34 protein-coding genes are annotated in these 24,168 nt (G+C 63.4%); 33 read left to right on the top strand and 1 reads right to left on the bottom strand.

Translation table 11 applies throughout. The annotated features are described in order from the left end of the window. The first annotated feature begins 150 nt into the window (after window positions 1-150). The 32 genes from rpsL to VG556_RS20390 all read left to right on the top strand — a co-directional run bounded on the left by rpsL (window position 151) and on the right by VG556_RS20390 (window position 19,930). Window positions 151-525, top strand: coding sequence for a 30S ribosomal protein S12 (gene rpsL, locus VG556_RS20545; protein WP_004145320.1), 375 nt, complete (start codon window positions 151-153; stop codon window positions 523-525). 12 nt (window positions 526-537) lie between these two features. Beyond that, window positions 538-1,011 (top strand): 30S ribosomal protein S7, encoded by a 474-nt coding sequence (gene rpsG, locus VG556_RS20540; RefSeq protein WP_004145321.1) that lies wholly within the window; start codon window positions 538-540, stop codon window positions 1,009-1,011. A gap of 141 nt (window positions 1,012-1,152) precedes the next feature. After that, the gene (gene fusA / locus VG556_RS20535) at window positions 1,153-3,294 is read left to right on the top strand and encodes an elongation factor G (RefSeq protein WP_014646050.1); all 2,142 of its coding nucleotides are present in this window, start codon (window positions 1,153-1,155) and stop codon (window positions 3,292-3,294) included. A 52-nt stretch (window positions 3,295-3,346) separates the two neighbouring features. Further along, window positions 3,347-4,537, top strand: a complete 1,191-nt coding sequence (gene tuf / locus VG556_RS20530; RefSeq protein WP_014036096.1) for an elongation factor Tu — start codon at window positions 3,347-3,349, stop codon at window positions 4,535-4,537. A 332-nt stretch (window positions 4,538-4,869) separates the two neighbouring features. Further along, window positions 4,870-5,181 (top strand): 30S ribosomal protein S10, encoded by a 312-nt coding sequence (gene rpsJ, locus VG556_RS20525; RefSeq protein WP_005408208.1) that lies wholly within the window; start codon window positions 4,870-4,872, stop codon window positions 5,179-5,181. Between the two features lie 11 nt (window positions 5,182-5,192). After that, complete coding sequence (gene rplC, locus VG556_RS20520) at window positions 5,193-5,843, top strand: 50S ribosomal protein L3 (RefSeq protein WP_004145336.1); 651 nt, start codon at window positions 5,193-5,195, stop codon at window positions 5,841-5,843. Window positions 5,844-5,855: 12 nt separating this feature from the next. Further along, window positions 5,856-6,461, top strand: a complete 606-nt coding sequence (gene rplD, locus VG556_RS20515) for a 50S ribosomal protein L4 (protein ID WP_004145337.1) — start codon at window positions 5,856-5,858, stop codon at window positions 6,459-6,461. Further along, window positions 6,458-6,757: a 50S ribosomal protein L23 gene (rplW, locus tag VG556_RS20510; RefSeq protein WP_004145338.1), complete on the top strand. Its 300-nt coding sequence runs from the start codon at window positions 6,458-6,460 to the stop codon at window positions 6,755-6,757. The genes rplD and rplW overlap by 4 nt, the downstream gene beginning before the upstream one ends. 10 nt (window positions 6,758-6,767) lie before the next feature. Further along, window positions 6,768-7,595 carry a 50S ribosomal protein L2 gene (gene rplB, locus VG556_RS20505; RefSeq protein ID WP_004145339.1) on the top strand — a complete coding sequence of 276 codons (828 nt, stop codon included), beginning with the start codon at window positions 6,768-6,770 and terminating at the stop codon, window positions 7,593-7,595. A gap of 6 nt (window positions 7,596-7,601) precedes the next feature. Continuing rightward, complete coding sequence (gene rpsS / locus VG556_RS20500; RefSeq protein WP_005415413.1) at window positions 7,602-7,871, top strand: 30S ribosomal protein S19; 270 nt, start codon at window positions 7,602-7,604, stop codon at window positions 7,869-7,871. A 12-nt stretch (window positions 7,872-7,883) separates the two neighbouring features. Continuing rightward, window positions 7,884-8,219 carry a 50S ribosomal protein L22 gene (gene rplV / locus VG556_RS20495; RefSeq protein ID WP_004145348.1) on the top strand — a complete coding sequence of 112 codons (336 nt, stop codon included), beginning with the start codon at window positions 7,884-7,886 and terminating at the stop codon, window positions 8,217-8,219. Between the two features lie 18 nt (window positions 8,220-8,237). Beyond that, entirely contained in the window at window positions 8,238-8,972 is a 735-nt protein-coding gene (gene rpsC / locus VG556_RS20490) for a 30S ribosomal protein S3 (protein WP_004145350.1), read from the top strand. A 5-nt stretch (window positions 8,973-8,977) separates the two neighbouring features. Next, on the top strand, window positions 8,978-9,391 hold the full coding sequence (gene rplP, locus VG556_RS20485) for a 50S ribosomal protein L16 (RefSeq protein WP_004154486.1): 414 nt from the start codon (window positions 8,978-8,980) through the stop codon (window positions 9,389-9,391). Beyond that, window positions 9,391-9,576: a 50S ribosomal protein L29 gene (gene rpmC / locus VG556_RS20480; RefSeq protein ID WP_004154487.1), complete on the top strand. Its 186-nt coding sequence runs from the start codon at window positions 9,391-9,393 to the stop codon at window positions 9,574-9,576. Before rplP ends, rpmC begins: the two co-directional genes overlap by 1 nt. An 11-nt stretch (window positions 9,577-9,587) precedes the next feature. Beyond that, the gene (gene rpsQ / locus VG556_RS20475; protein ID WP_004154489.1) at window positions 9,588-9,857 is read left to right on the top strand and encodes a 30S ribosomal protein S17; all 270 of its coding nucleotides are present in this window, start codon (window positions 9,588-9,590) and stop codon (window positions 9,855-9,857) included. A gap of 12 nt (window positions 9,858-9,869) precedes the next feature. Further along, window positions 9,870-10,238: a 50S ribosomal protein L14 gene (gene rplN / locus VG556_RS20470; protein ID WP_010483978.1), complete on the top strand. Its 369-nt coding sequence runs from the start codon at window positions 9,870-9,872 to the stop codon at window positions 10,236-10,238. A 16-nt stretch (window positions 10,239-10,254) separates the two neighbouring features. Beyond that, window positions 10,255-10,572, top strand: coding sequence for a 50S ribosomal protein L24 (gene rplX, locus VG556_RS20465; protein WP_004154490.1), 318 nt, complete (start codon window positions 10,255-10,257; stop codon window positions 10,570-10,572). Between the two features lie 11 nt (window positions 10,573-10,583). Next, on the top strand, window positions 10,584-11,126 hold the full coding sequence (rplE, locus tag VG556_RS20460) for a 50S ribosomal protein L5 (protein ID WP_005415416.1): 543 nt from the start codon (window positions 10,584-10,586) through the stop codon (window positions 11,124-11,126). 18 nt (window positions 11,127-11,144) lie between these two features. Next, window positions 11,145-11,450 (top strand): 30S ribosomal protein S14, encoded by a 306-nt coding sequence (gene rpsN / locus VG556_RS20455; protein WP_005408209.1) that lies wholly within the window; start codon window positions 11,145-11,147, stop codon window positions 11,448-11,450. Between the two features lie 258 nt (window positions 11,451-11,708). Then, on the top strand, window positions 11,709-12,107 hold the full coding sequence (gene rpsH / locus VG556_RS20450) for a 30S ribosomal protein S8 (RefSeq protein WP_005408210.1): 399 nt from the start codon (window positions 11,709-11,711) through the stop codon (window positions 12,105-12,107). Window positions 12,108-12,125: 18 nt separating this feature from the next. Then, window positions 12,126-12,650, top strand: coding sequence for a 50S ribosomal protein L6 (gene rplF, locus VG556_RS20445; protein ID WP_014646052.1), 525 nt, complete (start codon window positions 12,126-12,128; stop codon window positions 12,648-12,650). Window positions 12,651-12,730: 80 nt separating this feature from the next. Then, window positions 12,731-13,090, top strand: coding sequence for a 50S ribosomal protein L18 (gene rplR / locus VG556_RS20440; protein ID WP_169411773.1), 360 nt, complete (start codon window positions 12,731-12,733; stop codon window positions 13,088-13,090). Window positions 13,091-13,251: 161 nt separating this feature from the next. Further along, window positions 13,252-13,794 (top strand): 30S ribosomal protein S5, encoded by a 543-nt coding sequence (rpsE, locus tag VG556_RS20435; RefSeq protein WP_005408213.1) that lies wholly within the window; start codon window positions 13,252-13,254, stop codon window positions 13,792-13,794. Further along, on the top strand, window positions 13,787-13,978 hold the full coding sequence (gene rpmD / locus VG556_RS20430) for a 50S ribosomal protein L30 (protein WP_005408214.1): 192 nt from the start codon (window positions 13,787-13,789) through the stop codon (window positions 13,976-13,978). The genes rpsE and rpmD overlap by 8 nt, the downstream gene beginning before the upstream one ends. Before the next feature lie 6 nt (window positions 13,979-13,984). Further along, window positions 13,985-14,428 (top strand): 50S ribosomal protein L15, encoded by a 444-nt coding sequence (gene rplO, locus VG556_RS20425; protein WP_004154498.1) that lies wholly within the window; start codon window positions 13,985-13,987, stop codon window positions 14,426-14,428. A 7-nt stretch (window positions 14,429-14,435) separates the two neighbouring features. After that, complete coding sequence (gene secY, locus VG556_RS20420; protein WP_005415420.1) at window positions 14,436-15,803, top strand: preprotein translocase subunit SecY; 1,368 nt, start codon at window positions 14,436-14,438, stop codon at window positions 15,801-15,803. Between the two features lie 347 nt (window positions 15,804-16,150). After that, a complete protein-coding gene (gene rpsM / locus VG556_RS20415) occupies window positions 16,151-16,507 on the top strand; it encodes a 30S ribosomal protein S13 (RefSeq protein ID WP_004154500.1) in 357 nt (118 codons plus the stop codon). A gap of 11 nt (window positions 16,508-16,518) precedes the next feature. Then, entirely contained in the window at window positions 16,519-16,908 is a 390-nt protein-coding gene (rpsK, locus tag VG556_RS20410; protein WP_004145443.1) for a 30S ribosomal protein S11, read from the top strand. Between the two features lie 15 nt (window positions 16,909-16,923). Beyond that, on the top strand, window positions 16,924-17,553 hold the full coding sequence (rpsD, locus tag VG556_RS20405; protein WP_004145446.1) for a 30S ribosomal protein S4: 630 nt from the start codon (window positions 16,924-16,926) through the stop codon (window positions 17,551-17,553). A 55-nt stretch (window positions 17,554-17,608) separates the two neighbouring features. After that, window positions 17,609-18,607 (top strand): DNA-directed RNA polymerase subunit alpha, encoded by a 999-nt coding sequence (locus tag VG556_RS20400; RefSeq protein ID WP_005408216.1) that lies wholly within the window; start codon window positions 17,609-17,611, stop codon window positions 18,605-18,607. Window positions 18,608-18,797: 190 nt separating this feature from the next. Continuing rightward, window positions 18,798-19,181: a 50S ribosomal protein L17 gene (gene rplQ / locus VG556_RS20395; RefSeq protein ID WP_005408217.1), complete on the top strand. Its 384-nt coding sequence runs from the start codon at window positions 18,798-18,800 to the stop codon at window positions 19,179-19,181. Between the two features lie 242 nt (window positions 19,182-19,423). Beyond that, on the top strand, window positions 19,424-19,930 hold the full coding sequence (locus tag VG556_RS20390) for a disulfide bond formation protein B (protein WP_005415421.1): 507 nt from the start codon (window positions 19,424-19,426) through the stop codon (window positions 19,928-19,930). A gap of 104 nt (window positions 19,931-20,034) precedes the next feature. On the opposite strand, the gene VG556_RS20385 is transcribed toward VG556_RS20390, so the two are convergent. Further along, complete coding sequence (locus VG556_RS20385) at window positions 20,035-22,158, bottom strand: TonB-dependent receptor (RefSeq protein ID WP_100449373.1); 2,124 nt, start codon at window positions 22,156-22,158, stop codon at window positions 20,035-20,037. A 216-nt stretch (window positions 22,159-22,374) separates the two neighbouring features. Here VG556_RS20385 and VG556_RS20380 point away from each other — a divergent pair, with 216 nt between their 5' ends. Beyond that, complete coding sequence (locus VG556_RS20380) at window positions 22,375-23,766, top strand: class II 3-deoxy-7-phosphoheptulonate synthase (RefSeq protein ID WP_014646058.1); 1,392 nt, start codon at window positions 22,375-22,377, stop codon at window positions 23,764-23,766. Window positions 23,767-24,168 lie beyond the last annotated feature (402 nt).

Raw genomic sequence — 24,168 nt, 5'->3', positions numbered from 1 at the left:
GGATCAGGGACGGGCTTGACAGGAGGCGTTTGACTGCTTTCCTGGCAGGTTGCTACAATCGTCTGTCTCAGCAGGCCAGAATTTCGGCCTGCTTTAACATTTCCGCATCTCTGGTCGGATTTTCCGGCCACCAATCAGAAGAACCTACTGATGGCGACGATCAACCAGCTGGTCCGCAAGCCGCGGCAAGCGACCACCTACAAGAGTGCCTCGCCGGCGCTCGACAAGTGCCCGCAGCGCCGTGGCGTCTGCACCCGTGTCTACACCACCACTCCGAAGAAGCCGAACTCGGCTCTGCGCAAGGTTGCCAAGGTCCGCCTGACCAACCAGGAAGAAGTGATTTCCTACATCGGTGGTGAAGGCCACAACCTGCAGGAGCACTCCGTGGTCCTGATCCGCGGCGGTCGCGTCAAGGACCTGCCGGGTGTGCGTTACCACACCGTTCGTGGCTCGCTCGACGCCGCCGGCGTTGCCAAGCGTCGCCAGGCCCGTTCCAAGTACGGCGCCAAGCGTCCGAAGGCATAAGGAGAGAGCACTATGTCGCGTAAGGGTAATACTCCGCAGCGTTCCGTCCTGCCCGATCCGAAGCACGGAAGCGAAACCATCGCCCGCTTCATCAACATGGTCATGCAGAGCGGCAAGAAGTCCGTCGCCGAAAAGATCGTGTACGGCGCCATGGACGTGATCACCGAGAAGAACAGCAGCGCCAACGCCATTGAACTGGTGCAGAAGGCTCTGGACAACGTCGCTCCGGCGGTCGAAGTCAAGTCGCGTCGCGTCGGTGGTGCCACCTACCAGGTGCCGGTCGAAGTGCGTTCGTCGCGCAAGATGGCCCTGGCCATGCGCTGGCTGATCGACTCCGCGCGCAAGCGTGGTGAGAACACCATGCCGAAGAAGCTGGCTGCTGAACTGATCGACGCCTCGGAAAACCGTGGCGGCGCCATCAAGAAGCGCGAAGAAACCCACCGCATGGCCGAAGCCAACAAGGCATTCGCCCACTACCGCTGGTGAGTTTGACGGCCTTGTAAAACAGGCAGGGCAGCACCACTTCGGTGCGTGCTGCCTCGCGGTCCCAGAAGGGCTGCGCCAATCCGAAGGCCGCCGAAAGGCGGCGTTCGGCCATCCGAAATCCAAGAAATCTGAGAGGCTCCCGTGGCCCGTTCCACTCCCATCGAGCGTTACCGTAACTTCGGCATCATGGCTCACATCGATGCCGGCAAGACCACCACGTCCGAGCGCATCCTGTTCTACACCGGCAAGAGCCACAAGATCGGTGAAGTGCACGACGGCGCCGCCACCATGGACTGGATGGAGCAGGAGCAGGAGCGTGGCATCACGATCCAGTCCGCTGCCACCACCGCGTTCTGGAAGGGCATGGACAAGTCCCTGCCGGAGCACCGCTTCAACATCATCGACACCCCCGGGCACGTCGACTTCACCATCGAAGTGGAGCGCTCGCTGCGCGTGCTCGACGGTGCCGTCTTCGTCCTGTGTGCCGTCGGTGGCGTGCAGCCGCAGTCGGAAACCGTGTGGCGCCAGGCCAACAAGTACCACGTGCCGCGCATCGCGTTCGTCAACAAGATGGACCGCACCGGTGCCAACTTCCAGAAGGTCGTCGGCCAGCTGAAGGCCAAGCTGGGCGCGGTCGCCGTGCCGATGCAGCTGCCGATCGGCGCTGAAGACAATTTCAAGGGCGTTGTCGACCTGCTGAAGATGAAGGCCATCCATTGGGATGAGGCTTCGCAGGGCATGAAGTTCGAATACAGCGACATCCCGGCCGATCTGCAGGCGGCTGCCGAAGAGGCTCGCCAGTTCATGGTCGAGACCGCTGCCGAAGCCAGCGAAGAGCTGATGGAAAAGTACCTGGGCGGCGAAGAGCTGGCCGAGGCTGAAATCATCAACGCGCTGCGTACCCGCACCCTGGCCACCGAGATCGTGCCGATGTACTGCGGCTCGGCCTTCAAGAACAAGGGCGTGCAGGCCATGCTGGACGGCGTGATCCAGCTGCTGCCGTCGCCGGTCGACGTGCCGGACGTGAAGGGCGTGGACGTTGACGACGACACCGTCGAGATGACCCGCAAGTCGGACGACAAGGCTCCGTTCTCGTCGCTGGCCTTCAAGATCATCACCGACCCGTTCGTCGGCGCGCTGACCTTCTTCCGCGTCTACTCGGGCACCCTGAACGGTGGCGACACCGTGCTGAACTCGGTGAAGGGCAAGAAGGAGCGCATCGGTCGCATCCTGCAGATGCACTCGAACAATCGCGAGGAAATCAAGGAAGTTCTGGCTGGTGACATCGCTGCTGCCGTGGGCCTGAAGGACACCACCACCGGTGACACCCTGTGCGCCGTGGACGCGCCGATCATCCTGGAGCGCATGACGTTCCCGGAGCCGGTGATCTCGATGGCCGTCGAGCCGAAGACCAAGTCGGACCAGGAAAAGATGGGTCTGGCCCTGGGCCGTCTGGCGCAGGAAGATCCGTCGTTCCGCGTCAAGACCGACGAAGAGTCCGGCCAGACCATCATCTCGGGCATGGGCGAGCTGCACCTGGACATCATCGTCGACCGCCTGAAGCGCGAGTTCAACGTTGAAGCCAACGTCGGCGCGCCGCAGGTGGCCTACCGCGAAACCATCACCCTGGCCGACGTCAAGTCGGACTACAAGCACGCCAAGCAGTCCGGTGGTAAGGGTCAGTACGGTCACGTCGTGATCGAGCTGTCGCCGATCACCGCTGAAGACCGTGCCGATCCGAAGCTGGCTCCGGCCATCAAGGACGACTTCCTGTTCATCAACGACATCACCGGCGGCGTGATCCCGAAGGAATTCATTCCGTCGGTTGAAAAGGGCCTGCGCGAAACCATCACCAGCGGTCCGCTGGCTGGCTTCCCGGTCGTGGACGTCAAGGTGAAGCTGGTGTTCGGTTCGTACCACGACGTCGACTCCTCGGAAATGGCGTTCAAGCTGGCTTCGTCGATGGCCTTCAAGCAGGGCTTCGCCAAGGCCAAGCCGGTGCTGCTGGAGCCGATCATGAAGGTCGAGATCGTGACCCCGGAGGATTACCAGGGTGACGTGATGGGCGACGTCAGCCGTCGTCGCGGCGTGCTGCAGGGTTCCGACACCACCGGTGACGGTTCGGCCAGCATCATCAACGCGATGATCCCGCTGGGTGAAATGTTCGGCTACGCCACTGCGCTGCGTTCGCAGACCCAGGGCCGCGCCACCTTCACCATGGAATTCGATCACTACGAGCCGGCTCCGACCAACATCGCCGAAGCCGTCATGAAGAAGGGCTGAGCCTCGCTCAGCCTCTCTTGAAACCACTTACGAACAATCAAGGTATAGAACAATGGCAAAGGGTAAGTTCGAGCGCACCAAGCCGCACGTCAACGTCGGCACCATCGGTCACGTCGATCACGGCAAGACCACGCTGACCGCCGCACTGACCAAGATCGGTGCCGAGCGCTTCGGTGGCGAGTTCAAGGATTACTCCTCGATCGACGCCGCGCCGGAAGAAAAGGCTCGTGGTATCACGATCTCGACCGCGCACGTCGAATACGAATCCCCGATCCGTCACTACGCCCACGTTGACTGCCCGGGCCACGCTGACTACGTCAAGAACATGATCACCGGTGCCGCCCAGATGGACGGCGCGATCCTGGTGTGCTCGGCCGCTGACGGCCCGATGCCGCAGACCCGTGAGCACATCCTGCTGTCGCGCCAGGTCGGCGTGCCGTACATCGTCGTGTTCCTGAACAAGGCCGACATGGTCGACGACGCCGAGCTGCTCGAGCTGGTCGAGATGGAAGTGCGCGAACTGCTGAGCAAGTACGAGTTCCCGGGCGACGACACCCCGATCATCGCCGGTTCGGCCCGCCTGGCGCTGGAAGGCGACCAGAGCGACATCGGCGTGCCGGCCATCCTGAAGCTGGTCGACGCGCTGGACAGCTGGATTCCGGAGCCGGAGCGTGCGATCGACAAGCCGTTCCTGATGCCGGTGGAAGACGTGTTCTCGATCTCGGGCCGCGGCACCGTGGTGACCGGTCGTATCGAGCGCGGCGTGATCAAGGTTGGCGACGAAATCGAAATCGTCGGCATCCGTCCGGTGCAGAAGACCACCGTGACCGGCGTTGAAATGTTCCGCAAGCTGCTGGACCAGGGTCAGGCAGGCGACAACGCTGGCCTGCTGCTGCGCGGCACCAAGCGTGACGACGTCGAGCGTGGCCAGGTGCTGGCCAAGCCGGGCACGATCAAGCCGCACACCAAGTTCGAAGGCGAAGTGTACGTCCTGTCGAAGGACGAAGGCGGCCGCCACACCCCGTTCTTCAACGGCTACCGTCCGCAGTTCTACTTCCGCACCACCGACATCACCGGCGCAGCTGCGCTGCCGGAAGGCGTCGAAATGGTGATGCCGGGTGACAACGTCAAGATGGTCGTCACCCTGATCAACCCGGTGGCAATGGACGAAGGCCTGCGCTTCGCCATCCGCGAAGGCGGCCGTACCGTCGGCGCCGGCGTGGTCTCGAAGATCATCGAGTAATCTGGTAGTATCTGCGCCCCGATGTTGCCTGGGTAGGGCATCGGGGCGTATCAAATGGGAAAGCAGGCACAGGATGTGCCTTGTGTTCCCCGGACCAGGAAGGGTCAATGCCATTCAGGCGGCGTCAACAGGCGACTGTTGACAGCTGCCTTGCGTGCCATTATGCTTCTACGTCTGGGCAGGCCGGGAAACTGGTCTGCCTACGTTTTTGAGGTCCATGGAGTGACCTTGTCGGCCTGCAGGACTGCGGGCCGTCCGTATTCAGGAATTTCATGGGGCAAAGCAACCCAGAGGCTTTGTCTGTCGCTCTTTTAACGAAGGAACCTACCGCCATGGCGGACCAAAAGATCCGGATCCGGCTGAAAGCGTTCGATCATCGTCTGATCGACCGTTCGGCCAGCGAGATCGTTGAAACGGCAAAGCGGACCGGCGCGCAAGTGCGTGGCCCGATCCCGCTGCCGACCAAGATCGAGCGTTACACCGTTCTCGTCTCCCCGCACGTCGACAAGGACGCGCGTGACCAGTACGAGACCCGCACGCACAAGCGCGTGCTCGATATCGTTGACCCGAATGACAAGACCGTGGACGCGCTGATGAAGCTCGAACTGGCTGCCGGCGTCGACGTTCAGATCAAGCTGACCTGAGGACTACGACCATGACGAAGAAGTATTCGTTGGGCTTCGTGGGCCGCAAGGCCGGCATGAGCCGCGTGTTCACCGAAGATGGCCGTTCCATTCCGGTGACCCTGATCGAAGCAACCCCGAACCGCATCGCGCAGATCAAGACCGTCGAAACCGACGGCTACAGCGCCGTGCAGGTGACCGTCGGCGCGCGTCGCGCTGCCCTGGTCAACAAGCCGGAAGCCGGCCACTTCGCCAAGGCGAAGGTGGAAGCGGGTCGTGGCCTGTGGGAATTCCGCGTTGAAGACGCGCAGCTCGGCGATTTCGCCGTTGGCGGCGAAGTCAAGGCGGACATCTTCGAAGTCGGCCAGATCGTCGACGTCCAGGGTGTCACCAAGGGTAAGGGCTTCCAGGGCACCATCAAGCGCCACAACTTCCGTATGGGCGATGCAACCCACGGTAACTCGCTGTCGCATCGCGCGCCGGGTTCGCTGGGTCAGCGCCAGACCCCGGGTCGCGTTTTCCCGGGCAAGAAGATGTCGGGCCACATGGGCGCGGTGCAGCAGAGCACCCAGAACCTGGAAGTGGTCAAGGTCGACGTCGAGCGCGGTCTGATCGCCGTTCGCGGCGCCGTTCCGGGCGCGGCGGGTGGCGATGTGATCGTCCGTCCGGCGAGCAAGGCATAAGGAGAGATGACGATGGAACTCGTTATCACGGGTAGCAACAACAAGGTCTCGGTCTCCGACGCCGTGTTCGGTCGCGATTTCAGCGAAGATCTGGTCCACCAGGTCGTCGTTGCCTACCGCAACGCCGGTCGCGCCGGCACCAAGGCACAGAAGACTCGCTCCGAAGTGGCTGGTACCACCAAGAAGTCGAAGAAGCAGAAGGGCGGCGGCGCGCGTCATGGCGCACTGACGGCTCCGATCTTCGTCGGCGGCGGTGTCACCTTCGCGGCCAAGCCGCGCAGCTTCGAGCAGAAGGTCAATCGTAAGCAGTACCGTGCCGCCATGTGCGCGATCCTGTCCGAGCTGAACCGTCAGGGCCGTCTGACCATCGTGGAGTCCTTCGATGTCGAAGTGACCAACACGAAGGGTCTGATCGCCAAGCTGGCCGGCCTGGAAGTGGGCAAGCGCCCGCTGATCGTCACCGAAGAAGCGTCCGAGCACCTGTACCTGTCCGCCCGCAATCTGCCGTACGTGCAGGTGCGTGACGTCCAGGGTCTGGATCCGGTCTCGCTGGTGGGTGCCGACACGGTCGTCATCACCGCTGACGCGGTCAAGAAGGTCGAGGAGTGGCTGGCATGAACAGCAACGAAAAAATCTTCAGCGTGCTGCGTGCCCCGCGTGTCTCCGAAAAGACCGCGCGCCTGCAGGAACTCTCCAACCAGTATGTCTTCGAAGTTTCGAACGAAGCCACCAAGGCCGATGTAAAGGCCGCGGTTGAGCAGCTGTTCGACGTCAAGGTCGAAGCCGTCAACGTGGTCAACGTCAAGGGCAAGAACAAGTCCTTCCGTAACCGTGCTGGCCGCCGCGGCGATTGGCGCAAGGCGTACGTTCGCCTGGCCGACGGCCAGTCGATCGATGTAACGGCCAAGGCCTGAGGTACATCCCATGCCATTGATGAAATTCAAGCCCACTTCCCCCGGCCGCCGTTCGGCCGTGCGCGTGGTTACGCCCGACCTGCACAAGGGTGCTCCGCACGCCGCACTGGTCGAGTCGCAGAGCCGCTCGGGTGGCCGCAACCACCACGGCCGCATCACCGTGCGTCACGTCGGTGGTGGTGCCAAGCAGCACTACCGCATCATCGACTTCAAGCGCAACAAGCTGGGCATCCCGGCGCGCGTGGAACGCATCGAATACGATCCGAACCGCACCGCCCACATCGCCCTGCTGTGCTACGTCGATGGTGAGCGTCGCTACATCATCGCCCCGAAGGGCCTGAAGGCCGGTGATCAGGTGATCGCTGGTTCGGACGCCCCGATCAAGGCCGGCAACACCCTGCCGCTGCGCAACATCCCGGTCGGCACCACCATCCACTGCATCGAGCTGAAGCCGGGCAAGGGCGCTCAGATCGCTCGCGCCGCTGGTGCGGCCGTGCAGCTGGTGGCTCGCGAAGGCATCTACGCCACCCTGCGCCTGCGCTCGGGTGAAATGCGCAAGGTTCCGGTCGAGTGCTGCGCCACCATCGGCGAAGTCGGCAACGACGAGCACAGCCTGGAAAAGCTGGGCAAGGCCGGTGCCAAGCGTTGGCGCGGCGTCCGCCCGACCGTTCGTGGTGCTGCCATGAACCCGGTTGACCACCCGCACGGTGGTGGTGAGGCCAAGGCCGGCCAGGGTAACCCGCATCCGGTCACCCCGTGGGGTGTTCCGACCAAGGGTTACAAGACGCGCCATAACAAGCGCACTCAGCAGTTCATCGTCCGCGATCGTAGGGGCTAATCGACCATGGCACGTTCACTCAAGAAGGGCCCGTTCGTCGATCACCACCTCGTCAAGAAGGTGGAGGCCGCTGCGGGCAGCAAGAAGCCGATCAAGACCTGGTCGCGCCGTTCGATGATCCTGCCTGACATGGTAGGCATCACCATTGCCGTGCATAACGGCAAGAACCACATCCCGGTTCTCGTCAACGAGAACATGGTCGGCCACAAGCTCGGCGAATTTGCCATCACCCGGACCTTCAAGGGTCACGGTGGTGACAAGAAGTCGGGCAAGTAAGGAGAGATGACAATGGAAGCGAAAGCCATCCTGCGCACTGCGCGCATCTCCCCGCAGAAGGCTCGTCTGGTCGCTGACCAGGTGCGCGGTCTGCCGGCCGAACGTGCGGTCAACCTGCTGAAGTTCTCGGACAAGAAGGCTGCCCACCTGATCAAGAAGGTGGTGGAGTCGGCAATTGCCAACGCCGAGAACAACCAGGGCGCCGACGTCGACGAGCTGAAGGTTCAGACCATCATGGTTGATGAAGGTCCGACCCTGAAGCGTTTCATGGCGCGGGCGAAAGGCCGCGGTACCCGCATCCTCAAGCGCACCAGCCACATCACTGTGGTTGTGGGCGCCGCCAAGTAAGCGGATAAGGAAAAGACCATGGGTCATAAAGTTCATCCGATTGGTATCCGCCTCGGCATTTCCAAGGACTGGAACTCCAAGTGGTACGCCAACAAGGCCGAGTTCGCCGGTTACCTGGCAGCCGACCTGAAAGTGCGCGAAATGCTGCGCAAGAAGCTGGCCCAGGCCGGCATCAGCAAGATCCTGATCGAGCGTCCGGCCAAGACCGCTCGCGTGACGATCCACACCGCCCGTCCGGGCGTGGTGATCGGCAAGCGCGGTGAGGACATCGAGAAGCTGCGCAAGGAAGTGAGCGAGATGATGGGCGTCCCGGCGCACATCAACGTCACCGAAGTGCGCAAGCCGGAACTGGACGCGCAGCTCGTTGCCGAGTCGATCGCCCAGCAGCTGGAGCGTCGCATCATGTTCCGCCGTGCAATGAAGCGCTCGGTCGGCAACGCGATGCGCCTGGGTGCCCTGGGCATCAAGGTCAACGTTGGTGGCCGCCTCAACGGTGCTGAAATCGCCCGTTCGGAGTGGTACCGCGAAGGCCGCGTGCCGCTGCACACCCTGCGTGCCGACATCGACTATGGCTTCGCTGAAGCCAAGACGACCTACGGCATCATCGGCATCAAGGTCTGGATCTACAAGGGCGAGGTCTTCGATTTCTCCCAGGTTGGCCAGGAAAAGCAGGACGACACCCCGTCGCGCAACGATCGTCACGATCGCGGCGACCGTGGTGACCGTCAGCGCCCGGCCCGTGAAGCGAGGTAACGACAATGTTGCAACCCAAGCGAACCAAGTACCGCAAGGTACACAAGGGCCGTAACGATGGCCTGAGCTGGAGCGCCAACGCTGTCAGCTTCGGCGAATACGGCCTGAAGGCAACCGCACACGGTCAGCTGACCGCGCGTCAGATCGAAGCGGCCCGCCGCTCGATCAGCCGCTACGTCAAGCGCGGCGGCAAGATGTGGATCCGCGTGTTCCCCGACAAGCCCATCACCAAGAAGCCCATCGAAGTTCGAATGGGTTCGGGTAAGGGTAACGTGGAATACTGGGTGGCCCAGATCCAGCCCGGCCGCATGATCTATGAAATCGAGGGTGTTTCCGAGGAAGTGGCTCGCGAGGCGTTCCGCCTGGCCGCCGCCAAGCTCTCGGTCACCACCACTTTCGTGACCCGTACGGTGCGCTGATGGATATCAAAACTCTCCGTGAAAAGTCGGCTGACGAACTCAAGGCCCACCTGATCGACCTGCGTAAGGAACAGTTCTCTGTCCGTATGCAGCAGGTCACCGGCCAGCTGCCGAAGACCCACGACATTCGCCGGGTCCGTCGCGAGATTGCTCGCGTCAAGACCCTGCTCGGCAGCACGAAGTAAGGATGGCCGCTATGAGCGACAATACTGAAAAGAAGACGCTGCGCACGGTCGAAGGCCGTGTCGTCAGCAACAAGATGGACAAGACGGTTACCGTCCTGGTTGAGCGTCAGGTCAAGCACGCGCTGTACGGCAAGTACATCAAGCGCTCGACCAAGCTGCACGCCCACGATGCCGACAACGCCTGCAAGGAAGGCGATGTCGTCCGCGTGACCGAGATTGCTCCGATGTCCAAGACCAAGAACTGGCGCGTGGTGGAAGTCATCACGCGTGCGGCTGAATAAGGAGTCTGAATCATGATCCAGATGCAGAGCTACCTTGACGTCGCGGACAATTCGGGTGCCAAGCAGGTGATGTGCTTCAAGGTGCTGGGTGGTTCCAAGCGCCGTTACGCCGGCATCGGCGACATCATCAAGGTCACCGTGAAGGATGCGATTCCGCGCGGCAAGGTCAAGAAGGGTGAAGTGTATGACGCCGTCGTGGTGCGTACCCGCAAGGGTGTGCGTCGCGCCGACGGTTCGCTGATCCGCTTCGACGGCAACGCTGCCGTCCTGCTGAACAACAAGCAGGAGCCGATCGGTACCCGTATCTTCGGGCCGGTGACCCGTGAACTTCGTTCGGAGAAGTTCATGAAGATCGTCTCGCTCGCTCCCGAAGTGCTGTGAGCGACAGGAGATAATCATGGCTAACCGTATCAAGAAGGGCGACCAGGTTGTCGTCAACGCTGGCAAGGACAAGGGCAAGCAGGGCGAAGTCGTCCGCGTCGACGGCGACCGTGTGGTCGTCGCCAACGTGAACATCGTCAAGCGCCACACCAAGCCGAACCCGCAGGCAGGTGTTGCCGGCGGCGTGGTCGAGCGCGAAGCTTCGATCCATATCTCCAACGTGAACGTGCTGAACCCGGCTTCGGGCAAGGGCGAACGCGTTGGCTTCAAGGTGCTGGAGGATGGACGCAAACTGCGTGTGTTCCGCTCCAGCGGTGAGGCGCTCGACGCCTGAGGAATGTGAAGATGACTTCCCGTCTCGAAAAGATCTACAAGGAAGAAGTGGTGCCGGCGCTGATGAAGCAGTTCGGCTACACCAATCCGATGGAAGTACCGAAGCTCGTCAAGGTCACCCTGAACATGGGTGTCGGCGAGGCTGCCACCAACAAGAAGATCCTGGAAAACGCCGTCGCGGACATGACCAAGATTTCCGGCCAGAAGCCGGTTGTCACCAAGTCGCGTATCTCGGTTGCGTCGTTCAAGATCCGTGATGGTTGGCCGATCGGCTGCAAGACCACGCTGCGTCGCCACAAGATGTACGAGTTCCTGGACCGCCTGATCAACATCTCGCTGCCGCGCGTGCGCGACTTCCGTGGTGTTTCCGGTCGTTCCTTCGACGGCCGCGGCAACTTCAACATGGGTGTGAAGGAACAGATCATCTTCCCGGAAATCGACTTCGACGCCGTCGACGCGATCCGCGGTATGGATATCGCCATCACCACCACTGCGAAGACCGACGCGGAAGCGAAGGCGCTGCTGGCAGCGTTCAAGTTCCCGTTCCGTAACTGATCTGTCGAGGAAACCGAAATGGCAAAGACCTCCATGGTCAACCGCGACATCAAGCGGGAAAAGCTGGCCAAGAAGTACGCTGAGAAGCGTGCGGCTCTGAAGAAGATCGTGTCCTCCGTGGACGCGACCTACGAAGAGAAGATCGACGCCGCAACCAAGCTGGCCAAGCTGCCGCGCGATTCGTCGCCGAGCCGTCAGCGCAACCGTTGCGAGCTGTCGGGTCGTCCGCGTGGCGTGTACAGCAAGTTCGGCCTCGGCCGCAACAAGCTGCGCGAAGCCACCATGCGTGGCGACGTCCCGGGCCTGCGCAAGGCCAGCTGGTAATCCCAGCCGGCCCTGCGCTCAGCGCCCCCTTGCGGGGGTGCTGAACCGGGGGAGGGGGCTGTTCAGCTTCCTTTCTGCGAAAAAACCCGAAGAGCCCGACGCAAGTCGGGCTCTTTTGGCGTATACTCCCGCGTCTTGCCCTGTGCAGACGGGGTTGTAGGAGTGGGCCCCGGCCCGCTGCATCAAGGGACCTGGCCCGTTTCCAGGAGACAACAGATTTTCGCGAAAGCGGATATCGGTGCACTCAAAGGTACTCATATGAGCATGACTGATCCCATCGCCGACCTGCTGGTCCGCATCAAGAATGCGGCCGCAGTTGGCAAGCAGACGGTGAAAGCCCCGTCGTCCAAGATCAAGGTTGCGATCGCCCAGGTCCTGAAGGACGAGGGTTACATCACCGACCTGCGCGTGACCCAGCTGGAAAACAACAAGTCCGAGCTGGAAATCGTGCTGAAGTATTTCGAAGGCAAGCCGGTCATCGCGACCCTGAAGCGCTTCTCGCGTTCGGGCCTGCGCCAGTACCGCGGCAAGAGCGAGCTGCCGAAGGTCATGAATGGCCTGGGTATCTCCATCATTTCCACCTCCAAGGGCATCATGACTGATGCGCAGGCGCGCCAGCTGGGCGTCGGCGGCGAAGTCCTGTGCTTCGTGGCCTAAGGCGAAAGGAGTAGAACTATGTCCCGCGTAGCCAAGAAGCCGATCACCCTGGGTAAGGTTGAACTGAACGTCCAGTCGGACAGCGTCACCGCCAAGGGCCCGAAGGGCACCCTGTCGCTGGCCAAGCCGGCCGGCATTGCCATCAACGTCGACAATGGCGTTGCCACCCTGAGCACCGAGAACGCCGAGCTGGTCGCACTGACCGGCACCGTGCGTGCGATCCTGTCCAACATGGTCAAGGGCGTGTCCGAAGGCTTCGAGCGCAAGCTGGAGCTGGTTGGCGTGGGTTACCGCGCTGCCATGCAGGGCAAGGACCTGAGCCTGTCGCTGGGCTTCTCGCACCCGGTCGTGTTCGTGGCGCCGGAAGGCATCACCATCACCACCCCGACCCAGACCGAGATCCTGGTCCAGGGCGCTGACAAGCAGGTCGTCGGTGAAGTCGCCGCCAAGATCCGTGCGTTCCGCAAGCCGGAGCCGTACAAGGGCAAGGGCGTGAAGTACTCCGACGAAGTCATCATCCGTAAGGAAGCCAAGAAGGCGTAAGTGCGATTCCCTCGCAAGAGCCCGCACATCCATGTGCGGACTCCTCAGGGAGAAGCCCATCCTTCAGCTTTCAAGGAATAATCAAAATGAACAAGAACATCGCCCGCCTGCGTCGCGCCAAGTCGACCCGCGCCCACATCCGTGAGCTCGGCGTCGCCCGCCTGTCGGTGCTGCGCACCGGCCAGCACCTGTACGCCCAGGTCTTCACCGCTGACGGTTCGAAGGTGCTGGCTGCCGCCAACACCACCCAGACCGACGTCAAGGAAGGCCTGAAGAACGGCAAGAACGCCGATGCCGCTGCCAAGGTTGGCCGCATCGTCGCCGAGCGCGCCAAGGCCGCCGGCGTCGAGAAGGTTGCCTTCGATCGTTCGGGCTACCGCTACCACGGCCGCATCAAGGCCCTGGCAGAAGCGGCCCGCGAAGCCGGCCTGCAGTTCTAAGGGACAAGGGCAGGGGGCCGATGGCCTCCTGCCTGCCTGCTCGCCAGCCTGAGCGAGGCTGGACGGCGCCGCTCTTCTGCAGTGGCCCACCGGAACAACGCGTCACTCCACAACCATAAGCGGCCTCGAGCCGTACATACCCAAACAACCAAGGAATCAACATGGCAGAAGAGCGTCAGCAGCGGGGTCGCGATCGCGACCGTAACCGCGAAGAGAAGATCGACGACGGCATGATCGAAAAGCTGGTCGCGGTCAACCGCGTCAGCAAGACCGTCAAGGGTGGCCGCCAGTTCACCTTCACCGCCCTGACCGTTGTCGGCGACGGCGAAGGCAAGGTCGGTTTCGGTTATGGCAAGGCCCGCGAAGTGCCGGTCGCCATCCAGAAGTCGATGGAACAGGCCCGCAAGAACCTGGTCAGCGTTGACCTGAACAACGGCACCCTGTGGCACACCATCAAGGATGGTCACGGCGCAGCCCGCGTGTTCATGCAGCCGGCTTCGGAAGGTACCGGCGTGATCGCCGGCGGTGCCATGCGCGCCGTGCTGGAAGCCGTTGGCGTGAAGAACGTGCTGGCCAAGGCCACCGGTTCGCGTAACCCGATCAACCTGGTGCGTGCCACCGTGAAGGGCCTGTCTGCTGCGCAGTCGCCGGCTCGCATCGCGGCCAAGCGCGGCAAGAAGGTGGAGGAACTCAACCATGGCTAATGAGTCCAACAAGACTGTGAAGGTCCGCCTGGTGCGTGGCCTGCGTGGTACCCAGTCGCGTCACCGCCTGTCGGTGCGTGCCCTGGGCCTGAACAAGCTCAACGATGTGCGTGAACTGAAGGACAGCCCGCAGGTACGCGGCCTGATCAACAAGGTTCAGTACCTCGTCCAGGTTGAGGAGTAATCGACCATGACTCTGCGTCTCAATGAACTGAGCCCGGCACCGGGCGCCCGCACCGAGCGCACCCGCGTCGGCCGCGGTATCGGCTCGGGCCTGGGCAAGACTGCCGGCCGCGGCCACAAGGGTTCGTTCGCCCGTAAGGGTGGCGGCAAGATCAAGGCTGGCTTCGAAGGCGGCCAGACCCCCATGCAGCGCCGTCTGCCGAAGATCGGCTTCCGTTCGCCGATCGCCAAGGACACCGCTGAAGTGCTGCTGTACGCGCTGGACAAGCTGCCGGCCGGTGAGATCGATTTCGCCGCCCTGCGTGCTGCCAAGCTGGTCCCGAGCACCGCAAAGAAGGCCAAGGTCGTCGTCAAGGGCGAAGTGACCAAGGCGTTCACCCTGAAGGGTATTGCTGCCACGGCGGGTGCCAAGGCTGCAATCGAAGCTGCCGGCGGCAGCGTAACGGAGTAAGAAAATCATGGCGCAAGCTGGCATCGGTAACCTCGCGGGCGGAATGGGCAAGTTCACTGAACTTCGCCAACGTTTGCTGTTCGTCGTCGGGGCTTTGATCGTCTATCGCATCGGCTGCTACGTGCCGGTGCCGGGCGTCAATCCCGATGCCATGCTTGCCATGATGCAACAGCAGGGCGGCGGCATCGTGGACATGTTCAACATGTTCTCGGGCGGCGCCCTGCACCGTTTCAGCATCTTCGCGCTGAACGTGATGCCGTACATCTCGGCATCGATCGTGATGCAGCTGGCCGTGCACATCTTCCCCGCCCTGAAGGCGATGCAGAAGGAAGGTGAGTCCGGCCGCCGCAAGATCACCCAGTATTCGCGCATCGGCGCCGTGCTGCTGGCAGTGGTGCAGGGCGGCTCGATCGCGCTGGCCCTGCAGGGCCAGGTCTCGCCGTCGGGCGCTCCGGTCGTGTATGCGCCGGGCATGGGCTTCGTGCTCACTGCCGTGGTCGCACTGACCGCCGGCACCATGTTCCTGATGTGGGTCGGTGAGCAGGTCACCGAGCGCGGCATCGGCAACGGCGTGTCGCTGATCATCTTCGCCGGTATCGTGGCGGGCCTGCCGGGTGCGGTCATCCACACCTTCGACGCCTACCGCGACGGCAACATCCAGTTCATCCAGCTGCTGCTGATCGCCATCGTCGTGCTCGCCTTCACCTTCTTCGTGGTGTTCGTCGAGCGTGGCCAGCGCCGGATCACGGTCAATTACGCGCGCCGCCAGGGTGGTCGCAACGCGTACATGAACCAGACCTCGTTCCTGCCGCTGAAGCTCAACATGGCCGGCGTCATCCCGGCGATCTTCGCCTCGAGCCTGCTGGCCTTCCCGGCCACCCTGGCCATGTGGTCCGGCCAGGCCGCCAACCAGAGCAGCTTCGGCCAGGTCCTGCAGAAGGTCGCCAACGCCCTGGGCCCGGGCGAGCCGCTGCACATGATCGTGTTCGCTGCGCTGATCACCGGTTTCGCGTTCTTCTATACCGCGCTGGTGTTCAACTCGCAGGAAACCGCCGACAACCTGAAGAAGTCCGGTGCGCTGATTCCGGGCATCCGTCCGGGCAAGGCGACCGCCGACTACATCGACGGCGTGCTGACCCGCCTGACCGCGGCCGGCTCGGCGTACCTGGTGATCGTCTGCCTGCTGCCGGAACTGATGCGCACGCAGCTGAACGCCTCGTTCTACTTCGGTGGTACTTCGCTGCTGATCGTGGTGGTGGTGGTGATGGACTTCATCGCCCAGGTGCAGGCGCACCTGATGTCCCACCAGTACGAGAGCCTGCTGAAGAAGGCCAACCTGAAGGGTGGCAACCGCGGCGGTTTTGCCCGCGGCTGATAGGCCTGTTATACTTTCGTCTTCCTGACGTGATGGTCCCTCCGCTTCGCGGACTCCGGCCACACAAACGAAGGGCGGCCCCCGCAGCGGTTCCGGGTGGGGGTGTGATGAGGTGGTCCCGCGCTGGAGTAGCGCGGGCGGCCCCGGGGGAAACCCCAGGTCCAACCCCATCCGGCGCCGGAGCCTGGGCACACTCCCCAGGCCGGGTTCATGAAACCAATGGTTTCACGGGCTTCCATGTAAACCGGAACCTTGTTAGTATCGCTAGTTCACTTTTTTGATCCATCCTGCCGGATTGGCGTGCCCGAGGCGCGCTGTCGGCCATCACTCAGCTGGAGAACCGCGTCATGGCGCGTATTGCAGGCGTCAACCTGCCAGCCCAGAAGCATGTCTGGGTCGGGTTGCAAAGCATTTACGGCATCGGCCGTACCCGTTCGAAGAAGGTCTGCGAAGTCGCAGGCGTTGCTTCGACCACCAAGATCCGCGATCTGTCGGAGCCGGAAATCGAGCGCCTGCGCGCCGAAGTCGGCAAGTACATCGTGGAAGGCGATCTGCGCCGTGAAATCGGTATCGCGATCAAGCGCCTGATGGACCTGGGCTGCTACCGCGGCCTGCGTCACCGTCGTGGCCTCCCGCTGCGTGGCCAGCGCACCCGTACCAACGCCCGCACCCGCAAGGGTCCGCGCAAGGCGATCAAGAAGTAAGGGACTGAGAAATGGCTAAGCCCGCTGCTAAGACCAAGAAGAAGATCAAGCGCGTCGTCACCGACGGCGTTGCCCACGTCCACGCTTCGTTCAACAACACCATCGTCACCATCACCGACCGCCAGGGCAATGCTCTGTCGTGGGCGACCTCCGGTGGCGCTGGCTTCCGCGGTTCGCGCAAGTCGACCCCGTTCGCTGCCCAGGTGGCTGCTGAAAAGGCCGGTCGTGCTGCGCTGGACTACGGCGTGAAGTCGCTGGAAGTCCGCATCAAGGGCCCGGGTCCGGGCCGTGAGTCGGCCGTGCGTTCGTTGAACAACGTCGGCTACAAGATCACCAACATCATCGACGTGACGCCTATCCCGCACAACGGGTGCCGTCCGCCGAAGAAGCGTCGCGTCTAAAGGGAGCGATAAGAAATGGCTCGTTATATCGGTCCTACCTGTAAGCTCGCCCGCCGCGAAGGCGCCGACCTGTCCCTGAAGAGCCCGGCGCGTGCGCTGGACTCGAAGTGCAAGCTGGAGCAGAAGCCCGGCCAGCACGGCGCCACTGCCCGCAAGGGCAAGCTGTCCGACTACGCCACCCAGCTGCGTGAAAAGCAGAAGGTCAAGCGTATCTACGGCCTGCTGGAGCGTCAGTTCCGCAACTACTACAAGAAGGCCTCGACCAAGAAGGGCAACACCGGCGAGAACCTGCTGCAGCTGCTGGAAACCCGCCTGGACAACGTCGTCTACCGCATGGGCTTCGCCGTGACCCGTCCGGCTGCCCGTCAGCTGGTGTCGCACCGCGGCGTCACCGTGAATGGCAAGTCGGTCAACCTGGCTTCGTACCAGGTCAAGGCTGGCGACGCCATCGCCCTGTCTGAAAAGGCTGCCAAGCAGCTGCGCGTCCAGGAAGCCCTGACCGTCGCCGCCCAGCATGACCTGAGCCCGTCGTGGGTTGAAGTGGATTCCGGGAAGTTCACCGGCATCTTCAAGGCTGTTCCGGATCGTTCGGATCTGCCTGCGGACATCAACGAAGCGCTGATCGTCGAGCTGTATTCGAAGTAATTCACATTGGAGAGCCCCCGGCGACGGCCGGGGGTTCACTAGGAGAACCCGCAACATGACGGTTACCGCCAACCAGGTTCTGCGTCCTCGCGGTCCGCAGATCGAACGCCTTACCGACACCCGTGCAAAGGTCGTTATCGAACCTTTGGAGCGGGGTTACGGGCATACGCTGGGTAATGCCCTGCGTCGCGTGCTGCTGTCGTCCATCCCGGGCTTCGCCATCACGGAAGTCGAAATCGACGGCGTGTTGCATGAGTACACCACGGTCGAAGGTCTGCAGGAGGACGTGCTCGAAGTCCTGCTGAACCTGAAGGACGTGGCCATCCGTATGCACTCCGGCGACAGCGCCACCCTGTCCCTGTCCAAGCAGGGCCCGGGCGTTGTCACCGCTGCCGACATCAAGGTCGACCACAATGTGGAGATCCTGAACGGCGACCATGTGATCTGCCACCTGACCAAGGATACGGCGATCAACATGCGTCTGAAGATCGAACGTGGTTTCGGCTACCAGCCGGCTGCCGCGCGTCGTCGTCCGGACGAAGAAACCCGTGCCATCGGCCGCCTGGTCCTGGATGCCTCGTTCTCGCCGGTCCGCCGTGTCGCCTACGCCGTGGAAGCGGCGCGTGTCGAACAGCGTACCGACCTGGACAAGCTGGTCATCGATATCGAGACCAACGGCACCATCGATGCCGAGGAAGCCGTGCGCACCGCCGCCGACATCCTCAGCGACCAGCTGTCGGTGTTCGGTGACTTCACCCACCGCGACCGCGGTGCGGCCAAGCCGGCCAACAACGGCGTGGATCCGGTGCTGCTGCGCCCGATCGACGATCTGGAGCTGACCGTGCGTTCGGCCAACTGCCTGAAGGCTGAAAGCATCTACTACATCGGCGATCTGATCCAGAAGACCGAAGTGGAGCTGCTGAAGACCCCGAACCTGGGCAAGAAGTCGCTCACCGAGATCAAGGAAGTGCTGGCTCAGCGCGGCCTGTCCCTCGGCATGAAGCTGGAGAACTGGCCGCCGGCCGGCGTCGCCAGCCACGGCATGCTGGGCTGATATCGGTAATGCCTGGAGGCTCCACCGCTTGCGGTGGAGCCTTCAACGCAACACACCATGCCACGACGAACCACAGGTTCGCGGGCAGGTCGTCCAGGACGGGCGGCCAGGACCAACCGCAGTCCGCGCAGTAACGCCAGGATGGCGACAACGATCCACACAGCCGCATCATTAACCAAGGAATATCACCATGCGTCACCAGAAGTCTGGCCGTAAGTTCAGCCGCACCAGCGCCCACCGCGAAGCGATGTTCAAGAACATGGCCGCCTCGCTGTTCAAGCACGAGCTGATCAAGACCACCCTGCCGAAGGCCAAGGAACTGCGCCGCGTTGCCGAGCCGCTGATCACCCTGGCCAAGGTCGACTCGGTCGCCAACCGCCGTCTGGCCTTCGCCCGCCTGCGCGACAACGAAGCCGTGGGCAACCTGTTCACCATCCTGGGCCCGCGCTACGCGAACCGTCCGGGCGGCTACCTGCGCCTGCTGAAGTGCGGTTTCCGCGCCGGCGACAACGCACCGATGGCCTACGTCGAGCTGGTTGACCGTCCGGTCGTGGCCGAGGAAGTGGCCGAGTAATCGGAGCGCTCCAACGCGACACAGCGAAAGCCCGGCGCCTGCCGGGCTTTTGCGTTTCCAGGGGTCGGATCCCTTTCCGCAGGGAAGGGCTCTGACCCCAAGCAGGCAGCACCGCAGGTCAGATCCCTTTGCATTCGCAAAGGGATCCGACCCGCATCGTTCCGACAGGCGTCACCTGTGGCGGTTCGAATGGCACGCACTCTCGGTTACGCTTGGCGCCTTGATCCATTCGAGCGTTGACGATGAATCCACTGCGCTGGCCCTTCCGCGCCCAGTTCTTCCTGGGCTTCCTGATCTGCGCGGGCCTGCTCGGCTACGCGATCTTCCTGCAGCTGAAGATGGGCCTGGAGCCGTGCCCGCTGTGCATCTTCCAGCGCCTGGCTTTTGCCGCGCTGGGCCTGTTGTTCCTGATCGGTGCGCTGCACGGGCCGTCCAACCGTCCCGGGCGCGCCACCTACGGCGTGCTCGCCTTCATCGCGGCGGCCGTCGGCGTGGGCATCGCTGCGCGCCACGTCTACGTGCAGATGCTGCCGCCGGAGATGGGCGCGACCTGTGGCCCGCCGCTGAGCTTCCTGCGCGAGACCATGGGGCCGCTGGAAGTGTTCCGCACGGTGCTGACCGGTACCGGCAACTGCGGCAACATCGACTGGACGTTCCTGGGCCTGACCATGCCGATGTGGTCGGGCGTGTGGTTCGTGCTGCTGGCGCTGTGGGCACTGGTGGTGTCGCTGCGCAAGGTCAAGCGCTGAAGCAGGATGGGGTCGGATCCCTTTGCATCGCAAAGGGCTCTGACTCCGTTCCCGGTGCGGGGTCAGAGCCCTTTCCTGCGGAAAGGGATCCGACCCCTGTCTCCTCAGAAGTCCTGCTGCAGGCTCAGGTAGGCGCCGCGGCGCGGTCCCCATTGCGGGGCGAACACGCCGACACCGCCGCCATCGCGCAGCTGGTAGCTGCGATCCAATGCGTTGATCACGGCCAGCTGCACGTGCAGCGGATGGCCGCTGTCGGCATTGAAATCATGCCCGGCGCTGAGGTTCACCTGCAGGTAGGACGGCAGCTCGCCGCCGTTGGGCACGCCCTCGATATCCGAACGCAGGCCGCTGCCGAACACGTAGTTGGCACCGACCCGGTTGTGCCCGGCGAAGGCGTAGCTGAAGCCCCCCGACGACGTCAGCTTCTGGTCGTGGTCCAGGTGGATCCAGTGGTCGGCCACATAGGCCAGCGCGTCCGGATCGAGGTTGTACTGGCTGGTGATGACCTGGGTGCCGATGGCCTTGTTGTACGCCGCGTTGAAGTAAGCGCTGAACGGACCGTTGCTGTAGTCGGCACTGAACTCCAGCCCACGGATATGGCCGCGGCGGTAGTTGAACGTCGAGTAGATGTAGGCGGCGCCGAACTGGCCTTCGTCCTGCAGGCGCGCGACGCGGCGGTCGTAGGCGTCCAGGCCCAGGGTCAGGTGTTCACCCAGCTGCTGCGAGACGCCGATGTCGTAGTAGTCGCTGCGTTCGGCCAGCGGAATGTTGTTGCCGCCGCCCGGCTGCTGGTTGGTGGTGCCGTCGTACAGGGCGATATCGCTGCTGGCGATCAGCTCACTGGCCGGTGGCGTGAAGTAACGCGAATAGCCGGCATGCACGGTGGTGCTGTCGCTGGCATTCCAGACCGCGCCCAGGCGGGGGCTGAGCTGGCCCTCGGTGCGGCCGAAGGCCTTGTAGCGATCACCACGCAGGCCGTAGTTCACTGTCCAGTCGTCGCCGATCTTCCACTCATCCTGCACGTACACCGCCAGCGTACTGGCGTGGAAGGCGCTGCGGTCTGGAATCAGCAGTGGCGCGGTGCTGGATTGCTGGCCGGCGCCATCGACCGGGAACACCCAGCTGTTGTTGCTGGCGCGCGCATTCTCGTAGTTGCCGTACAGGCCGTAGCGCAGCGTGTGGTCGTTGCCCAGCGGGGTGGAGAAGTCGGCCTGCAGCGTGTTGGCGCGGTTGCTGCGCTGGACCTGCGAGGCGACGCCACTGAATACCAGATCGCCGATGACATCCGGGTTGAACGCCACGTCGCTGTAGCGCTGCCCGGCGGACAGCTGGTAGGCGGTGCCGCCCAGCGTGCCCTGCAGCACCAGCATGCCGAAGCGGGTGGTCTCGCGCTGGGTTTCATCCAGCTGGCTGGAGTCGAAGGTGGTCGTGTCCAGGTAACCGAACTGCGGGGTCTGCCCGGGATTGACCAGGATCTGGAAGCGATTGTTGGCAAAGCCGGCGAACACGCTCAGGCGGGTGTTCTCGTTGACCAGGTAGGTCAGGTCGGCGAAGGCTTTGCCCTGGTGCGTGTCGTCGTGCAGCGGCTTGCGCGAGCGGGTCGGGTTCTCCAGGCCGACCTCGTTCTGGTCGTAGTTGCCGGTCAGGAACCAGCTCCAGCGCCCTTGATTGCCCCACCACGAGGCATTCGGATTGATCTTGCCGAACGAGCCTGCGGTCAGACCGGCGCTGCCGCCATTGCCGAGCTCGGCGCTGCTGCGGGTGGTGATGTCGACCACCGCAGCGGTGCGCTCGCCGAACTGCGCCGGCAGCGCCCCGTCCATCAGGCGGATGCTCTTGATGGTGCGGGCATCCAGGGTCTGGCCGAAGCCGGAGATCGATTCGGGCAGCAGTACGCCGTTGATGCGGTACTGCAGGTTCGCGTGGTCGCCGCGCACGTGCACGCCACCGTAGGAATCCTGGACCACGCCCGGAGCCTGCAGCAGCACCTGGCTGAGCGGCGCGGAGGCACCCAGCGGCTGCTTCTGGATGTCCTCGGCGGTGATCTGGTACTGGCTGCTGCCGATGTCCGGCGACAGCGCATTGCGGGCCTGATCGAGCTGGGCGCTGACAGTGACCGTGTCGAGGTCCTTCACGGGAGCGGCGGCATCGGCGGCCATAGCGAGGGTGGGCAGACTGGCCAGGGTCAGGGCGAAGGTAATGCCGGTAGCGAGCAGGGAGGGCTTCATGGCAGATAGGCTGTGGAAGGGGCCGACGGGGACGAAGTGTTACTTCGTAACAGTGCGTGGCGAATCATGCGCCTGTCCGGGCGGCCGTGGCCATGCGGTTTCTGGCCGATCGCGATGCCCTTTCCCCGGCGTTCAGTCATGTGCAGGGCGTGCCCAGCCCTTTGCGCCAGCGGCTGGCTCTGCGACCATGACCGCCCCCCTCCCCGGAAGTCTGCAATGAGCCTGTCCGCCGTTCCGCCCGTCCTCGATCCTGCCGCGACCGCCGCTGGCGCTGCCTGGTCGCCGGAGAGCTGGCGCGGCAAGACCGCGCTGCAGATGCCGACCTACCCTGACCCGGTGGCGCTGGACGCCGCCCTGCACGAACTGAAGCGGCTACCGCCGCTGGTCACCTCGTGGGAGATCCTGGCGCTGAAGCAGCAGTTGGCCGAGGCCCAGGAAGGCAAGCGTTTCCTGCTGCAGGGCGGCGACTGCGCCGAGAACTTCAGCGACTGCGAATCGGGCACGATTTCCAACCGGTTGAAAGTGCTGCTGCAGATGAGCCTGGTGCTGGTGCATGGCCTTCGCCAGCCGGTGATCCGCGTCGGGCGCTTTGCCGGCCAGTACGCCAAGCCGCGTTCGGCCGATACCGAGACCCGCGACGGCGTGACCCTGCCCAGCTACCGCGGCGATGTGATCAATGCGCCGGCGTTCACCGAGGCGGCGCGCCTGCCGGATCCGAAGCGGATGCTGCAGGCGCATGCGCATTCGGCGATGACCATGAACTTCGTGCGTGCGCTGATCGATGGCGGCTTCGCCGACCTGCATCATCCGGAGTACTGGAACCTGGAGTGGGTGCGGCATTCGCCGCTGGCCGCCGAGTACCAGAAGATGGTGGCGTCGATCGGTGATGCGGTGCACTTCATGGAAACCCTGGCCGGGGCCCGCGTGCACAACCTCAACCGCATCGACTTCTACACCTCGCATGAAGCGCTGCTGCTGCCCTACGAGCAGGCGCTGACCCGGCAGGTGCCGCGCCAGCAGGGCTGGTTGAACCTGAGCACGCATTACCCGTGGATCGGCATGCGCACGGCCGCGCTCGATGGCGCGCACGTGGAGTACCTGCGTGGCGTGCGCAATCCGATTGCGATCAAGGTGGGCCCGTCGGTGACGCCGGACCAGCTGCTGCGCCTGATCGATGTGCTCAACCCGCATGACGAGCCGGGTCGACTGAGCTTCATCCACCGCATGGGGGCAGCGCAGATTGCCGATAAGCTGCCGCCGCTGCTGGACGCGGTCAAGCGCGATGGCCGTCGCGTGCTGTGGGTGTGCGATGCGATGCATGGCAACACCGAAAGCACCGCCAATGGCTTCAAGACGCGCCGCTTCGACAACGTGCGTGGCGAAGTGGAGATGTCGTTCGATCTGCATGCGGCCGCAGGCACGCGACTGGGCGGTGTGCACCTGGAACTGACCGGCGAAGACGTGACCGAATGCACCGGTGGCGCGCGCGAACTGACCGAGCGCGACCTGGAACGCGCGTATCGTTCGACGGTGGACCCGCGTTTGAACTACGAGCAGTCGCTGGAGATCGCGATGGCGATCGTGCGCAAGCAGGAGCAGGTGCGGTAAGGGCGTTGCGGCAGGGCTTGCAGCCCTGCACCTGCTGACGCAACGGCAACGGCAACGGCAACGGCCTAAGCAACGGCAACAGCATGCATTCCGTGGGATGGCGGGGCGATGTGGGCAGGCAGGACACGCCGTGAACCCATCCATGGGGGCTCGATGGCGCCATCCATGGCGCCAACGGTCCTGCCTGCCCACATCGCCCCACCTTTGACAGACTCCGGCAGCTGTTGGTAGGTGTCGACCTTGGTCGGCACATCTGTCAGATGTCGAATGAGTCATCCACGCATGGCGTGGATCTTATCTCTTGCCGATCTGGCACCTTGGGGGCCGAGAGCCCGGCGTGGGCGACCGTGTGGATCCAGGTCTTGCGACCGAGAAGTAGCTTGGGTCCCCACGCCGGATTCT

Source organism: Stenotrophomonas sp. CASM106 (assembly GCF_049384825.1).
Lineage (GTDB): Bacteria > Pseudomonadota > Gammaproteobacteria > Xanthomonadales > Xanthomonadaceae > Stenotrophomonas > Stenotrophomonas muris.
This window is presented reverse-complemented; position numbering and strand designations above follow the sequence as displayed.